Source organism: Streptomyces sp. NPDC025273, assembly GCF_040638585.1.
Taxonomy (GTDB): Bacteria; Actinomycetota; Actinomycetes; order Streptomycetales; family Streptomycetaceae; genus Streptomyces; species Streptomyces cinereorectus.
In genome coordinates this window covers 1-14914 of sequence record NZ_JBEZYP010000018.1, presented here as the reverse complement: position 1 = coordinate 14914, position 14914 = coordinate 1, and the positions used below count along the sequence as shown (strand labels likewise).

Below are 14914 nucleotides of genomic sequence, written 5' to 3'. Positions count from 1 at the left end.
GCAGGGGAGACCTCATTCCGACACTGCCCGGGGCGTGGACACCCCGAGGAAGGCCTGACGCCGCATGATCCTGCTCCTGTCGACGTCCGACACCGACCTGCTGAGCGCCCGTGCCTCCGGCGGACCGGTCAGCTTCCGGTACGCCAATCCGTCGCGGCTCCCGCTCCAGGAACTTCCCGCGCTGCTGGACGGCGCCGACCTCGTCGTCGTACGCCTCCTCGGTGGCGTACGCGCCTGGCAGGACGGGCTCGACCAGGTGCTGGCGACCGGCCGGCCCGTCGTCGTGCTGACCGGTGAACAAGCCCCCGACGCCCAGTTGATGGCCGCGTCCACCGTCCCCATCGGCATCGCCGCCGAGGCGCACGCCTACCTCGCGCACGGCGGCCCCGCCAACCTCGGACAGCTGGCCCGGTTCCTCTCCGACACCGTGCTGCTCACCGGCCACGGCTTCGAGCCGCCCGCCCCCGCCCCCGCCTGGGGCCCGCTGGAGCGGACGGCCCGTGCGGACGTCACCGGGCCCACCATCGCGGTGCTCTACTACCGCGCCCACCACATGAGCGGGAACACCGCGTTCATCGAAGCGCTCTGCACCGCCGTGGAGGACGCGGGGGCCCGCCCCCTCCCGCTGTACGTCGCCTCGCTCCGTACCCCCGAGCCCGAGCTCATCGACGAACTCCGGGCCGCCGACGCCATCGTGACCACCGTCCTCGCCGCGGGCGGCACCAAGCCCGCCACCGCGTCCGCGGGGGGCGACGACGAGTCCTGGGACGCGGGCGCCCTCACCGGCCTCGACGTCCCGGTCCTCCAGGCGCTCTGCCTCACCAGCCCGCGAGCCGCCTGGGAGGAGAACGACGAGGGCGTCTCCCCGCTGGACGCCGCCACCCAGATCGCTGTGCCGGAGTTCGACGGCCGCCTGATCACGGTGCCGTTCTCCTTCAAGGAGATCGACGAGGACGGCCTGCCCGCCTACGTCGCCGACACCGAGCGCGCGGCACGGGTCGCCGGTATCGCCGTACGGCACGCCCGGCTCCGCCACATCCCGGCCGCCGAGAAGCGGATCGCGCTCGTCCTGTCCGCGTACCCGACCAAGCACTCGCGCATCGGCAACGCGGTCGGCCTCGACACCCCCGCCAGTGCCGTCGCCCTGCTGCGCAGGCTCCGGGCCGAGGGCTACGACTTCGGGCCCGAGGAAGAGATCCCGGGGCTGGTCTCCGGCGACGGCGACGAGCTGATCTACGCGCTGATCGAGGCCGGCGGCCACGACCAGGAGTGGCTCACCGAGGAGCAGCTGGCCCGCAATCCGGTCCGGATTCCCGCCGCCGACTACCGCCGCTGGTTCGCCACGCTGCCCGCCGACCTCCGTGAGGCCGTCGAGCGGCACTGGGGTCCGGCCCCCGGTGAGATGTTCCTCGACCGGTCGCGCAACCCCGAGGGCGACATCGTGCTCGCGGCCCTGCGCCGGGGCAATCTGCTGATCCTGATCCAGCCGCCGCGCGGCTTCGGTGAGAATCCGATCGCGATCTACCACGACCCCGATCTGCCGCCCTCGCACCACTACCTGGCCGCGTACCGCTGGATCGCCGCGTCCGCCGACGACAACGGCTTCGGCGCCGACGCGATGATCCACCTCGGCAAGCACGGCAATCTGGAGTGGCTGCCCGGCAAGAACGCCGGCCTGTCCGCCGCCTGCGGCCCCGACGCCGCTCTGGGCGACCTGCCGCTGGTCTACCCGTTCCTGGTCAACGACCCGGGCGAGGGCACCCAGGCCAAGCGCCGTGTGCACGCCACCCTGGTCGACCACCTCGTGCCGCCCATGGCCCGCGCCGACAGCTACGGCGACATCGCCCGCCTCGAACAACTCCTGGACGAGCACGCGCAGATCGCCGCGATGGACCCCGCGAAACTGCCCGCGATCCGCGCCCAGATCTGGACGCTGATCCAGGCCGCGAAGCTCGACCACGACCTCGGTCTCGAAGACCGGCCCGAGGACGAGGGCTTCGACGAGTTCATCATGCATCTCGACGGCTGGCTCTGTGAGATCAAGGACGTCCAGATTCGCGACGGGCTGCACGTCCTGGGCGGCGCACCGGCCGGCAAGGACCGGGTCAACCTGGTCCTCGCCATCCTGCGCGCCCGCCAGATCTGGGGCGGGACGGCGTCGCTGCCGGGCCTGCGCGAGGCGCTCGGCCTGGACGAGTCCGCGGCCACCCGCACCGCCGCCGACGAGACCGAGGAGCGGGCCCGCGCGCTCGTCCAGGCGATGGAGGACGCCGGCTGGGACCCGGCCGCCGTCGCCGGCGTGGCCGCCGGGCACCCGCGGGCCGTCGCCGACGTCCTCGGCTTCGCCGCCCGCGAGGTCGTGCCCCGCCTCGCCGCGACGACCGGTGAGCTGGACCACGCGGTCCACGCGCTGAACGGCGGTTTCGTCCCCGCGGGACCGTCCGGCTCCCCGCTCCGCGGTCTGGTGAACGTCCTGCCGACCGGCCGTAACTTCTACTCCGTCGACCCGAAGGCCGTCCCGTCCCGCCTCGCCTGGGAGACCGGCCAGGCGCTCGCGGACTCGCTCCTGGAGCGCTACCGCGCCGACAACGGTGACTGGCCCACCTCCGTCGGCCTGTCCCTGTGGGGCACGAGCGCGATGCGTACCGCCGGCGACGACATCGCCGAGGCGTTCGCCCTGCTCGGCGTACGCCCCGTCTGGGACGACGCCTCGCGCCGCGTCACGGGCCTGGAGGCGATCCCGTACGAGGAGCTCGGACGCCCCCGCGTCGACGTCACGCTGCGCATCTCGGGGTTCTTCCGGGACGCCTTCCCGCACACCATCGGCCTCCTCGACGACGCCGTGCGCCTGGCCGCCTCCCTCGACGAGCCCGCCGAGCGCAACTTCGTACGGGCCCACACGCAGGCGGACCTCGCCGAACACGGCGACGAGCGGCGCGCCACCACCCGCATCTTCGGCTCCCGGCCGGGGACGTACGGTGCCGGGCTGCTCCAGCTGATCGACTCCCGCGACTGGCGTACGGACGCCGACCTCGCCGAGGTGTACACGGTGTGGGGCGGCTACGCCTACGGCCGGGAGCTGGACGGACGCCCGGCCCGGGACGAGATGGAGACCGCGTACAAGCGGATCGCGGTGGCGGCGAAGAACACCGACACCCGTGAGCACGACATCGCGGACTCGGACGACTACTTCCAGTACCACGGCGGCATGGTCGCGACCGTACGCGCGCTGAAGGGCACCGCCCCGGAGGCGTACATCGGCGACTCGACCCGCCCCGAGACCGTCCGCACCCGCACCCTGGTCGAGGAGACGTCCCGGGTCTTCCGCGCCCGCGTGGTCAACCCGAAGTGGATCGAGGCGATGCGCCGCCACGGCTACAAGGGCGCCTTCGAGCTCGCCGCGACCGTCGACTACCTGTTCGGGTACGACGCGACGACCGGCGTGGTCGCGGACTGGATGTACGACAAGCTCACCGAGACGTACGTCCTGGACCCGACGAACCGCGAGTTCCTCCAGCAGGCCAACCCCTGGGCGCTCCACGGCATCGCGGAGCGCCTCCTGGAGGCCGAGTCCCGCGGCATGTGGGCGAAGCCCGACCCGGCGGTGCTCGACGCGCTGCGGCAGGTCTTCCTGGAGACGGAAGGCGACCTGGAGGGCGAGGACTGAGCGGGCGGCCGGGCGGCCCCTGCCCGGGGCCGCTCCGGGTGCGGCATCGGTCGACGACGACGGGGGTGCCGCCGTCGAGGGCGGCGTCGACGGGAGCGTGGCCACGGCCCGGGTGGTGCGCCCGACGGCGCCGAAGTCCGACGCGCCGAGCACGAGGAAGCCGACCTGCGCGCCGGTGCGGTCCGAGGTGCGGTACGCAGGACCGTGTTCCTCCGTTCCGGGCGGAGGCGGTAGCAACACCTGGACTGGTCGCGGGTCCCCTGCTCCGGCATGATGAGCAAACGGAACCTTGCTCCGCCAACGGTTCGGGACGTTGTTCCGTCTGGGCGGCCCGGTAGTGGAGGAAGCGGCGCGGTGAACGACAGCGACGAGGGCGCAGGGCGCGCGACCCGTGCCACACGGGCGGACGCCCGGCGTAACAAGGAGACCCTGCTCGACGCGGCCGCCGCGGTCTTCGTCGCATCGGGCGTGGAAGCACCGGTACGCGACATCGCGGCCGAGGCCGGTGTCGGGATGGGCACGATCTACCGCCACTTCCCGACGCGGGCGGATCTCATCATCGCCGTGTACCGCCACCAGATCGAGGCCTGCGCCGAGGCAGGCCCCGCCCTGCTGGCGACCAGCGCGACTCCGCACGCCGCACTGGGGCGATGGATCGGCCTCTTCGTCGATTTCCTGGTCACCAAGCACGGACTCGCCGCCGTGCTGCAGTCCGACGACGCGGGCTTCGACACACTGCACGCGTACTTCCTCGACCGCCTCGTGCCCGTGTGCACCCAACTGCTGGACGCCGCGGCCGAGGCCGGTGAGATCCGGTCCGGCCTGAAGGCGTACGAGCTCATGCGCGGCGTCGGGAACCTCTGTATCGGCGACGACCGTGACCCCCGCTACGATCCACGCCGACTGGTCGAGCTCCTCATCGAAGGGCTCCGCCGGCCGCACTGAGCCGGAGGCGGGGCCCAGCCGCCAGGAAGGCCGCATCGTCGTCGGAGCCGGAACGGCACACCGTGCCCGGTGGGAGCAGGACGACGAGCTCATCGATCTGGCGGACGTCCGGGGCGATCGGCGTCAGCCACGAGGGACGCGGCTACTGCCTCTGACGCGTCGTCCAGGGACCGGACCGCGGCAGCGTGTGGCTGGACGAGTGCCCGTGGGACGGCGAGACGCTCCCTCCTCGGCAGGCTCCCGCAGGGTCACCTTCGCGGACCGGTTCCCTGACCGGGTGGAGAAGCCGGAGGCTGTGGCCCGGCGTCAGGGCCGGAGCTGTTCACACCCGTTCGGGCGCCGGCGGGACGTGGGTTGCCGTGGAAGACCTGGCCGGTGTGCCAGGAACGGTGGGCGGCGGCGATGGGCGGGACGCCCGGCTGGGGGCCGATGACCGGACGGCCGGCGAGCGTGATGACGCCGTCGCGGGCGGCGGTGCTGTGGCCGACGAAACTCTGTGAGACGAGGATGCGGTGGCCCTTGCCACGGCCCTCGCCACGGTCCTCGCCGAGACCGAGTACGCCCTTGTCGAACAGCTTGTGGTGCAGCGAGCACAGGCACAGCCCGTTCTCGACGTCGTCCGGTCCGTCGAACGCCCACCAGCGCACATGGGCGGCCTCGAGCCCGACCGGCACCGCGCCGATCCTGCCGTCGTACCCGCAGAAGGCGCACTGGTACTCGTACGCCGTGAGGACCAACTCCCGCATCCGGCGGTCCCGTTGCCTGCGCGCGGCCGAGAGCGGTCGGGTCTCGGCCTCCTCCAGCTCCAGGCCGACGGCTTCGCACAGCTCTCCGTGGAGGGAGGGCGGGAAGTTCAGATCGAGCAGCACCCGCGTCATCCGGCCGAGCAGGGACGGCTCCCGCCGGAGCGCCGCCCGTAGCTCCGGCGTCAGCCGCCCGGCGGCGCCGGAGCTACGCAGTTCCCTGACCCCGGTCCCGGGGCTGCCAGGCCCGCGCTCGGTGCGTACCTCCCACACGCCGTCACTCACCAGATGGTGGAAGGGATAGGCGGGCGTCGTCCGGTTGCCGGGACCGTACTCGGCGAGCAGTCGCTGCAGGTCCTCCTCCACCGCGCTGTACCGCAGCACGTCGTCGGCGTCCTGCTGGAACCGGCTGAGCGCGTACAGGAACAGCAACGGCTTGTGCGGAGCCCGCGCCCCGCTCCTCGTCCACTGCCTCAACTGTGCGGTGCGCTCGACCCAGTCCATGGTCGGCGATCGTAGTGGGGCTCGTCGATACGGGTCCGACACTGCCTGAATGCATCCTCCTTTACGGGAAGTTGGCCGACCGCGCCCAGGACTCCTTTCCCGATTTTCCCCTCCCAAGGTCTCGCACGGCCGCAATGATCAGGTTGACTTGCCGGCTAGAGCTACGGAGTGAAGCGCATGACCGAGCGGACTACCTGTGTGGACCACCCACTCGGATGGCGTCGTGCAGAGGTGGACGGGACCAGAACTGAGACCACGAGGTGACGGGTGCGCGGCTCGCGTCGTTCGGCGGGTGCCGCAGCCCTCAGGTCAAATTCCTACTTGTTTGATAATGTCGGTCCCATGGGCGAGATTCCGTACAGCGTCGGCGAAGGGCCGGCCACCAGGGTCAGCCTCTCCCTCCCCGAGGGGACGGCGGAGGCGATCCGCCGACGGGTCGGCAAGCGTGAGTTCTCCGCGTTCATCACCGAAGCGGTGGAGCGCGAGCTGCGCGGTCAGATCTTGGATGAGTACCTGGCCGACTACGAACGCCGGCAGGGGCCGATCTCCGAGCATGAGCAGGAGCGGGCACGCAGGGTCTTCGACGAGGTGTTCGCCGAGGAGGGGCAGTGGCCCGCCGCAAGCTGAGCCACGAAGGCACCCTCGTTCTCGGCTGCGAGGGCCTGTCGAAGTTCGTCAGTGATCACGAGCCCGTCGTCGCCCTCATCGCCGAAGCCCGCAAGCGGGGCATGGAGGTGGTCATCAGCGCACTCACCATCATCGAAGCGGTGCATCGCCGGACCGACAAGGCGCGGCTCGCCTGGGTCCTGTCCGGCGTGCGGATCGTGCACATCGGCGACGAGGAGGCCAAGGCCGCCTCAGCCATGCTGATCAACGCTGGGCTGCATGGTCACAAATACGCCATCGACGCTGCCGTGGCCGAGACGGCGCTGCGTCAGCGCCGCCCGGTCGTCATACTCACTTCGGACATCGACGACATGACGAAGCTCTGCGGCGACAGAGTGCGCCTCGTCGCCGTGTAGTCGACGCCCAAGACCCGAACGCCGGGGACGGAAGGTCGGCCCGTACGTCCTTGTCCGAGCGCGGCGGGGCCGGTGGACCGGTCGGCAGCACCAGGGCCGTGAACGGCTGCGTGGCCGGACGCCTCGTCTATCACGGTGCCGCGAGGTGCGGCAGCCGCGTGTTGGCCTCGTCCGGCGCGAAACGGTCAGGGGTGAATTCCCTGGCGGACCGCAGGCCGAGCCACACCAGCATGGCGTGGTGTTCCTCATGCGCAGGGTCGGCGAGGATCACTTTGAGATCGCTGTAGCCGGGGGCGCCGCCGCAGTCCTCGGGCGGGCACGCCCCGGCACCGTCCACGCAGTGCGGATAGTGAAGCCCGGCTGTGGCTGTCTGGAACTGCTCCACGGTGACGAGGTGCTCCCAGGAGTCCCCGAAGTCGTACGTGTACACGAAGTGGGCACCCGACTTGAGCAGGGCGCCCAGTGTGGCGGTGCGCTCGTCGCGGAATCCGAGTTCGCCGTCGGGACGGCCGTACCGGACGCCGCCGATGGTGAACGCGTGCATGTGGCAGTTCTGCCAGCCCATTGCCTCCTGGATCACGGAGTGAAGCCGGTCCAGGCGGATCGAGGCGGGCACCAGCAGCTGCCGCCAAACCCGGGGGTCGTCCACATCGGCGAGCTCGACGAAAATCCGCAACACCGCGTCGCCGGGCTCCGGCTCGCCGCGCATCCAGGCCGTCTCGATGCGACCGTCCGCCGTCAACTCGGCGGTGTCCTCCGTGAGGTGGACAGCGCCTAGGGAGGCGAGGGCCTTCAAGACCCGTTGGACGTCGTGGTCGTTGGCGGTGCACAGATGCCCCAGACGGTCGGGGGACAGGTCGTCGAGCACGTACAGCGGGCTGACCGCGTGCCACACCACTTCGTACAGGTCACTGAGCGGCACCGGGGCTGTGGCCGCGTACAGCCGGTGCAGCAACGCCCGCAGACCCCGGTCGTACTCGTGCGAGAGCAGAGATTCCAGCCAACCGGAGACCGTCACGGCCGGGCCGATGTGCGGCAGCGCGGAGAACAGGGCGCCACGCAGTTCGTCGGGGTGGTCCAGCAGTTTGGCGTTCTTCTTCACCGGCAGCAGGCGCCCGCCCGCCGTCCGCAGCAGTCGTGCCGCCTTCGCCCACTCGACCAGCAGGGTGAGGTGGTACAGCTCCTCGCTGGACTTCGTCCTGAATGTACGGTCCCCGATCACCGGGTCCATCCGGTCGCCGGTGCCCAGAACCTCCACCAGTGCTCGCGCGTCGGCAAGCGTCACACGGCCGGTCTGGGTCAACTTGCGGCCCGTGCCGACCCAGCCGACCAGCGCTCGCACCTGCTCGACGGTCCTGCCCACTGTCTCACCCATGCCGACCTGCCCGTTCCGGTTCGTGTCCCGTATCACCCGAACCCAGGATGGCAGCACCGCCGACGCACCCTGTGCTTCGCATGGGGCGACACGGAAGTGGCAGTCTGTGACGGTGGCAACGCGCGACGAGGAAGTGCTGGCCCGGGTCCGGGAGATGAAGGAGCGCGGCGGCGCGCCGAAGCAGATTGCGAAGGCGCTGGGGCTGCGCCCGGCCCAGGCCACCGCGCTGGTCAGACGGGCCGCCGAGGTGGCACTGGCGAACATCGCGCCGGATGAGCGGCCGGTGGTGGGCTGCTGGGTCAACGCGGGCTGGAGCACGGGACTGCACATGGCCAAGGCCCCGGAGTGGGCGGCGGCCGGCCCTCTCGGCCAGGAGCCCGACCCGGGCACGGGCGGCTTCGCCCAGATTCTCCTGGCCCGCCAGGAACGTGCCAGCCGGGTGACCGTCACCGGGATCCTGGTGGATGTCTACTGCCTGGGAGTCAAGAACGTCACCGAGCCCGAGGTGATGGGGCCCGGATCCCTGACCACCTACGTACCGATGTTCTACTCGGCCTTCGATCATCGGCCGGTGCCGATCGGCGTAGAGCAGGCGCAGACGATCGTGCACGATGCGGTCGCCTACGCCCGCGGTCTTGGCTTCGAGCCCGCGGGCGGCTTCGCCGACGTCGCAGTGCACCTGGGTGCCCCGCCCGGCGACCGGCCCGTCATCGGCTTCGGCCGGGACGGCAAGCCGTTCTACCTCTCCGGCCCCTACGACAACCCGCGCAAGGTGGTCCAGACCCTCGAGCGCACCTGCGGTCCGGACAACTGCAGACGTCCAGGCCGAGGAAGACGTCGATGTCGCCGGTGTCGATCACGTGCATCCTCCGGTCGTGCTTCTGCCCGGCCTCGTCCACGGCACCGATCGCCACATCCACATTACGAAGAGCCTCCCGACTTGCGAAAGAGTCGGTGGTCATGCCCCTAATCAGCGGTCAGTCAGTGCCTCCGGGCTCGGTGACACCATCCCTCGGATCATGGTTAACAAGGGGGAAGTCATGCCGGGCCCGGAGGCCGGGAGCCCCATTGCGGGGCCACCAAAAAGGTAATGGGGGGGCGGATGCAGGACCTCTCCAGGACGCCACGGCCGAAGCTCCCCCTGGCCGGGCGGGTCCGCCACGTACAGGTCCCAGTCGGCCAACAGTTGACGTACGAGAGCCTGGTCACGCCGGAGGACGAGCACGTCGAGATCGCCGTGTGCGCGCAGCACGCGGCCGACCGCGAGTTCGATCGCGTAGCCACCGGCGATCCACCACGGGAAGTCCGCCTTGGTGAAGACCGCGGCCACATCCTCGGGACGATCCGGCACCCAGCGTCCCAACACGTCAGCACTCACCCGCCCATACTCCCAGTGACCAGGCCAGCGGCAGCGAAGGTTGGCGGGTCGACGGTCTCGCTGGGGCAGCCGACCGGAGGCTTCACCTTGCCTCGTATGCCGGCACAGCGGTCACGCCACCCCACGCTGATCCTTTCCGTCGAGCGGGCTGCCGCCTCTGCGGCACTGGGCTGCCCGGCCTGGGAACTGGTGTTCGCTGGGGGGTTCGGCGAGGGCCGTACTTGTCCTGACCTGCGGCGGAGGGTCTGAGATGGCCTCGTCCGAACAGCTCCGGACGGGGCTGAATGAGACCAGGACTGAGACCGGAGATCCGTGCGGGCGACCGTGAAGAGGAGCGGAAGCCGGTCAGCCGGCGAAGCCCGGGACCACCAGGCCGGACTCGTACGCGATCACCACAGCATGGGTTCGGTTCTGCGCGCCGAGCTTGGTCAGCACGTTTCCGACGTGGGTCTTGATCGTCTCCAGGCTCACCGTGAGGGACTCCGCGATCTCCGGATTGGAGAGCCCAGTGGCCATCAGGCGCAGTACCTCCTCCTCCCGACCAGTCAGGGCAGCCTGCGGCAGGGCCTCGGCGGAGCCCAGCGGGCGGGCGGCGACCATGCGGCCCAGTGCGGCCGGGAAGAGGACCGCTTCGCCCGCCGCCACTACCCGGACCGCCTCGGCGATCTGGCGGACCGGGAGGCGTTTGAGGACGAAGCCGCTGGCGCCCGCGCTGAGGGCGGCGGTGACGTAGCCGTCGTTCTCGAAGGTGGTGATCACCACGATCTTCGGCGGGTCGGCCGCTTCGGCCAGCAGTTGGCGGGTGGCCTCGATCCCGTTGCGACGCGGCATTCGGACGTCCATCAGGACCACGTCCGGCCGCAGGCTCCGCGCCCGGTCGACCGCCTCGACGCCGTCGGCGGCCTCGCCGACCACCGTGATCCCCGGCTGTGCGGTGAGCAGCATGCCCAGGCCGCTGCGGGTCACGTCGTCGTCGTCCGCGATCAGGAGGGTGACGGAGGGGCCGGCGACTGCGGGGAGGGCCATGCCTTCGCCCGCGTCGGATCCACTCACGCCGACACCCGTACCGGCAACCGGACGGCCAGCCGCCAGTGCTGCGTCCCGTCCGGGCCGGACTGGAAGTCACCGTGCAGCAGCCGGACGCGCTCGGCCAGTCCGGGCAGACCGTGGCCGGAGGTCGGGAAGGCTCCCGTGTCCGGCCCCGTCCGTGCCCCGGTCCGGTTGACCACCGTGAGGTCCAGTCCGTTCGGCCTGGCCGCCACCCGGACCTCGATCGGGCCGCCCGCCCCGTGGCGCAGCGCGTTCGTCAGCCCCTCCTGGAGGATCCGGTACGCCGCCCGGGAGAGCGTCCCCTGTACCTGCGCCAGCTCGCCCGACAGCTCCGGTTCCACCACCGTCCCCGCGTGCCGCAGGCGGTCCAGCAGCTCGGGGAGGTCGGCCAGGGTCCGGGTCGGTGCCGTCCCCGACTGTTCCTCGCGCAGCACTCCGAGCACGTAGTCCAGGTCCTCCAGCGCGGCCCGCGTCGACTCCTCGATGCTGCGCATGGCGGCCCGCGCCGCCGCCGGGTCGGCGGAGAGCACCTCGCCCGCCACCGCCGCCTGGATGGTGGCCGCCGTCAGCGTGTGCCCGATCGAGTCGTGCAACTCGTGGGCAATCCGGTTACGTTCGGCCAGCAGCAGTTCCCGCTCGGCAGCCAGCGCGAGCCGTTCGGCCGCCGACGGCCCCAGCAGCCGTGGCGCCGACCACTGCAGGGCCTTCGTCGCCAGTACGCAGACGGCGACCGCCAGCAGGATGCACACGGCCGCCACCACCCAGCTCCACCCGCCCGACACCCGGACCGACGTGCCGAACAGGCTCGCCCGCACCTCGCCGCCGAGCCAGTTCACCGGCAGGGAGAGGCCCATGATGAACAGCACCCCGCTCGCCAGTGCCCCCGTCCACCCGACGGCCACGTGCAGCACCAGCCAGAGCGGGGTCCGCCAGCGGTCGAGGCCGAGTGAACCGGAGGTCCGGCGACCGGCCACCGGATTCGGCAGCGGCACCCGCAGCAGCCGGCGGGCGGACACGACCAGCGCTCGCCGTACGGGGCGCGCCAGTCCGACCACGCCGACCAGTACCGCCCAGACCAGCAGGACCAGGACGATCTGCACGCTCTCAGGTGCGGATCGCCACGACAGCGCCGGCAACAGGGCGAAAGGCAGCAGCGGAAGGCTCGCCAACGCGCCGCAATAGGCGAACAGCACACCTGAGTACGTGGAGCCGCGCAGCAGCAGCAGCCGAATTCCCCTGATCATGGTCGCCAGTATCGCCGGGCAGCCCACCGGCAGCCTCCCCCGATCGGGGGAGCGATTTCTCCCGCCTTCCCGCGATGCGGTCAGAGGGCCCTGGAAACAAGGATCGTGCCCCGACCAAACGATTCCCAGGAGTTGACTTATGCGTGCTCAGACCCGGCAGGGCCTTCGTTCCTCGACCCGGCAGCAGGGCGGCAGGCGGCGACGAGCCGTGTCGGCCGCGGCCGCGGTGGCCATCGGTGTCATGACGCTGGGCGCCCTCGCCCCGCCCGCCGCCTCCGATTCCGCCGCCTCCGCTGCTGCCGCCGCCAGGCCGGACGCCGTCCAGCAGGCCCTGAACACGCTGGTGCGCGACGATGGCATGCCCGCCGCGCTGGCGAGCGTCCAGGACCGGAACGGCCGCACCCGCACCTACACCGCAGGAGTCGGCGACCTGACCACCGGCTCGAAGGTGCCCAGGGACGGCCAGGTACGGATTGGCAGCAACACCAAGGCGTTCACGGCGGTCGTGGTCCTGCAGCTGGTCGGCGAAGGGAAGATCGGCCTCGACGCCACCGTCGACACCTACCTGCCCGGCCTCGTCCGCGGAGAGGGGATCGACGGGCGCCGCATCACCGTCCGCCAGCTCCTCCAGCACACCAGCGGACTCCCCGAGTACGGCATCCACGTCGACGACGACGAGATCAGGAACCGGTACTTCGAGCCCCGCGAGCTGCTCGACATCGCCCTCCGGTACAAGGCCGACGCGGCTCCGGGGACGACGTGGGGGTACAGCAACACCAACTACGTCCTGGCCGGCCTGATCGTCCAGAAGGTCACCGGCCGCCCCCTCGCCGAGGAGATGGACCGGCGCATCATCAAGCGCATCGGGCTGCGCCACACCTACTTCCCCGCCCCCGGCGAGATGACCATCCGAGAGCCGCACCCCCGGGGCTACCACCGCAACCCGGCGGACGGACCGCTGCGCGACTTCACGGAGATGGACCCCTCCGCAGGCTGGGCCGCAGGCCAGTTGATCTCCACCAACTCCGACGTCAACCGCTTCTTCACCGCGCTCCTCGCCGTCCGCCTCCTCCCGGCGGCCCAGCTCGCCGAGATGCGCACGACCGTCCCCGCCGGGACCTCCGGCCTCCGCTACGGGCTGGGGCTCACGAGCAGGCCGCTGTCGTGCGGCGGCGTCTACTGGGGCCACGGCGGCGACATCGCGGGGTACGAGACCCGGGGCGGTGTCACCGACGACGGCCGCGCCGCCAACGTCGCGGTCACCAGCATCCCGACGGACGAGGCGGCCACGCAGCACGTGAAGAACGCCGTGGCCAGGGCCCTGTGCGGCTGAATCACGCACCCGGCAGCCCGGCAACCCGAACGACGATCCAACGATTCCTCAGGAGTTGACTCATGCGTGGACTGACACGCCAAGTGTTTCGCTCGCCGAGCCGGCAGCAGGGCACGCGGCGACGGGCCCTGCCCGCCGCGGCCGCGGTGGCCATCGGTGTCATGGCGCTGGGAGCCCTGGCCCCGCCCGCCACCTCAGCCGCCAGTCCGGACGCCGTCCAGCAGAGCCTGAACGCGCTGGTGCGCGACGGCGGGATGCCCGCCGCGCTGGCGAGTGTCAAGGACCGTGACGGCCGCATCCGGACCTACACCGCAGGGATTGGCGACCTGGCCACCGGTGCACCGGTACCCGTCGACGGGCAGGTGCGGATCGGCAGCAACACCAAGACCTTCGTCGCGGTCGTCGTCCTCCAGCTCGTCGCGGAGCGGAGGGTGCACCTGGACGCCTCCGTCGACACCTACCTGCCCGGCCTCGTCCGCGGGGAGGGGATCGACGGACGGCGCATCACCGTCCGCCAGCTCCTCCAGCAGACCAGCGGACTCCCCAACTACAGCAACCACCTCGGGGACGACGTCCGGTACTACGCCCCCCGTGAACTGCTCGCCACAGCCCTCCGGCACCCGGCCGACTTCGCCCCCGGGACGAGCTGGAAGTACAGCAACACCAACTACGTGCTCGTCGGCCTGCTCATCCAGAGGGTCACCGGCCGCCCCTTGGCCGACGAGATCGACCGGCGCGTCGTCCGACGCGCCGGGTTGCGCCACACCTACTTCCCCGCCCCCGGTGACGCGAGCATCCGGGAGCCTCACCCCCACGGCTACTACCGGGAATCGGCGGACGCGCCGCTGCGCGACATCACGGAGATCGACCCCTCCTGGGGCTGGGCGGCAGGCCAGATGGTCTCCACCGCCTCCGACCTCAACCGCTTCTTCAGCGCACTCCTGGCCGGCCGCCTCCTGCCCTCGGCCCAGCTCGCCCAGATGCGCTCCACCGTCCCCGCCGAAGCGACCTTCGGCCCCGGCGCCCGCTACGGACTTGGACTCGTCAGCAGACCGCTGCCGTGCGGCGGCCTCTCCTGGGGCCACGGCGGCAGCTTCCCGGGGTACGAGTCCCGGGGCGGCGCCACCGACGACGGCCGCGCCACCAGCGTCGCGCTCACCATGCAGCTCACCGACGAGGCGGGCCGGAGGAATCTCGAGCGCGCCGTGGACACCGCCTTGTGCCGCTGAACCCCGCCGAGGTCAGGAGTGGGGCCGCTGGCGCTGGGAGCGCGAGGGCCAGGGCAGCGTGCGAGACATCCGCGACCTCGGACAGCCGACCGGAGGCTTCACTCCGGCCTGGATGCCGGCGCAGCGGGCCAAGAGCCCTCTGCTGATCACTCCGATCGAGCGCGCCGCTGCCTCCGCTGCGCTGGGCTGCCCGGTCTGTGAACTCGGCCGTGTGCCGAGTGAGGACAGCTGATGCGGAGCCAGGGCCGAGACTCAGCCATGGTGAACGCAGAAGGCCCCGGCCGGTTTCTTGGGTTCAAGGGGTCGTCGCAACACCGCCTGGTTCTAGGTGGTGAGTAGATCACGCAGACGCTCGGCTGGAGTACTCCAGCCGAGCCAAGTGCGGGGCGGGCCCCTTAGATACTCGGGCACGGGTTAGAGGGGA

General features: G+C 71.3%; 13 protein-coding genes. 8 read left to right on the top strand and 5 right to left on the bottom strand.

Annotated elements, in window-relative coordinates; all coding sequences use genetic code 11:
• Window positions 1-64: 64 nt before the first annotated feature.
• Together cobN and AB0F38_RS25365 are read left to right on the top strand one after the other, a co-directional pair.
• Window positions 65-3667 carry a cobaltochelatase subunit CobN gene (gene cobN / locus AB0F38_RS25370; protein WP_361897683.1) on the top strand — a complete coding sequence of 1201 codons (3603 nt, stop codon included), beginning with the start codon at window positions 65-67 and terminating at the stop codon, window positions 3665-3667.
• A 354-nt stretch (window positions 3668-4021) separates the two neighbouring features.
• The gene (locus AB0F38_RS25365; RefSeq protein WP_361897681.1) at window positions 4022-4612 is read left to right on the top strand and encodes a helix-turn-helix domain-containing protein; all 591 of its coding nucleotides are present in this window, start codon (window positions 4022-4024) and stop codon (window positions 4610-4612) included.
• Between the two features lie 248 nt (window positions 4613-4860).
• On the opposite strand, the gene AB0F38_RS25360 is transcribed toward AB0F38_RS25365, so the two are convergent.
• Window positions 4861-5859 (bottom strand): phosphorothioated DNA-binding restriction endonuclease, encoded by a 999-nt coding sequence (locus AB0F38_RS25360; RefSeq protein ID WP_361897678.1) that lies wholly within the window; start codon window positions 5857-5859, stop codon window positions 4861-4863.
• A 342-nt stretch (window positions 5860-6201) separates the two neighbouring features.
• On the opposite strand from AB0F38_RS25360, the gene AB0F38_RS25355 reads away from it, so the two are divergent.
• Both AB0F38_RS25355 and AB0F38_RS25350 read left to right on the top strand, forming a co-directional pair.
• Window positions 6202-6486, top strand: coding sequence for a hypothetical protein (locus AB0F38_RS25355; RefSeq protein ID WP_093847112.1), 285 nt, complete (start codon window positions 6202-6204; stop codon window positions 6484-6486).
• Window positions 6468-6881: a DNA-binding protein gene (locus tag AB0F38_RS25350; RefSeq protein WP_361897675.1), complete on the top strand. Its 414-nt coding sequence runs from the start codon at window positions 6468-6470 to the stop codon at window positions 6879-6881. Before AB0F38_RS25355 ends, AB0F38_RS25350 begins: the two co-directional genes overlap by 19 nt.
• A gap of 130 nt (window positions 6882-7011) precedes the next feature.
• Here the strand turns inward: AB0F38_RS25350 and AB0F38_RS25345 are convergent, their stop codons facing one another.
• A complete protein-coding gene (locus AB0F38_RS25345; protein ID WP_361897672.1) occupies window positions 7012-8256 on the bottom strand; it encodes a plasmid pRiA4b ORF-3 family protein in 1245 nt (414 codons plus the stop codon).
• A gap of 112 nt (window positions 8257-8368) precedes the next feature.
• Here AB0F38_RS25345 and AB0F38_RS25340 point away from each other — a divergent pair, with 112 nt between their 5' ends.
• Complete coding sequence (locus tag AB0F38_RS25340) at window positions 8369-9226, top strand: hypothetical protein (protein ID WP_361897669.1); 858 nt, start codon at window positions 8369-8371, stop codon at window positions 9224-9226.
• On the opposite strand, the gene AB0F38_RS25335 is transcribed toward AB0F38_RS25340, so the two are convergent.
• From AB0F38_RS25335 to AB0F38_RS25325, 3 genes are all read right to left on the bottom strand, one after another.
• Window positions 9227-9634 (bottom strand): hypothetical protein, encoded by a 408-nt coding sequence (locus tag AB0F38_RS25335; RefSeq protein WP_361897666.1) that lies wholly within the window; start codon window positions 9632-9634, stop codon window positions 9227-9229. It lies immediately after the preceding gene.
• Window positions 9635-9979: 345 nt separating this feature from the next.
• On the bottom strand, window positions 9980-10660 hold the full coding sequence (locus tag AB0F38_RS25330; RefSeq protein ID WP_361897963.1) for a response regulator transcription factor: 681 nt from the start codon (window positions 10658-10660) through the stop codon (window positions 9980-9982).
• 23 nt (window positions 10661-10683) lie between these two features.
• A complete protein-coding gene (locus AB0F38_RS25325) occupies window positions 10684-11928 on the bottom strand; it encodes a histidine kinase (RefSeq protein ID WP_361897663.1) in 1245 nt (414 codons plus the stop codon).
• 139 nt (window positions 11929-12067) lie between these two features.
• Between AB0F38_RS25325 and AB0F38_RS25320 the strand changes: the two genes are divergently transcribed.
• The 3 genes from AB0F38_RS25320 (at window position 12068) to AB0F38_RS25310 (ending at window position 14722) form a co-directional block, all read left to right on the top strand.
• Entirely contained in the window at window positions 12068-13261 is a 1194-nt protein-coding gene (locus AB0F38_RS25320; protein ID WP_361897660.1) for a serine hydrolase domain-containing protein, read from the top strand.
• 62 nt (window positions 13262-13323) lie between these two features.
• Window positions 13324-14490, top strand: a complete 1167-nt coding sequence (locus AB0F38_RS25315) for a serine hydrolase domain-containing protein (protein WP_361897657.1) — start codon at window positions 13324-13326, stop codon at window positions 14488-14490.
• A 58-nt stretch (window positions 14491-14548) separates the two neighbouring features.
• A complete protein-coding gene (locus tag AB0F38_RS25310; RefSeq protein WP_361897654.1) occupies window positions 14549-14722 on the top strand; it encodes a hypothetical protein in 174 nt (57 codons plus the stop codon).
• Window positions 14723-14914: the final 192 nt, after the last annotated feature.

Bases quoted from the DNA above. Each gene is read 5' to 3' on its own strand.
- cobN (WP_361897683.1), top strand. From the start codon at position 65: ATGATCCTGCTCCTGTCGACGTCCGACACCGACCTGCTGAGCGCCCGT.
- AB0F38_RS25360 (WP_361897678.1), bottom strand. From the start codon at position 5,859: ATGGACTGGGTCGAGCGCACCGCACAGTTGAGGCAGTGGACGAGGAGC.
- AB0F38_RS25355 (WP_093847112.1), top strand. From the start codon at position 6,202: ATGGGCGAGATTCCGTACAGCGTCGGCGAAGGGCCGGCCACCAGGGTC.
- AB0F38_RS25345 (WP_361897672.1), bottom strand. From the start codon at position 8,256: ATGGGTGAGACAGTGGGCAGGACCGTCGAGCAGGTGCGAGCGCTGGTC.
- AB0F38_RS25330 (WP_361897963.1), bottom strand. From the start codon at position 10,660: ATGGCCCTCCCCGCAGTCGCCGGCCCCTCCGTCACCCTCCTGATCGCG.
- AB0F38_RS25325 (WP_361897663.1), bottom strand. From the start codon at position 11,928: ATGATCAGGGGAATTCGGCTGCTGCTGCTGCGCGGCTCCACGTACTCA.
- AB0F38_RS25320 (WP_361897660.1), top strand. From the start codon at position 12,068: ATGCGTGCTCAGACCCGGCAGGGCCTTCGTTCCTCGACCCGGCAGCAG.
- AB0F38_RS25315 (WP_361897657.1), top strand. From the start codon at position 13,324: ATGCGTGGACTGACACGCCAAGTGTTTCGCTCGCCGAGCCGGCAGCAG.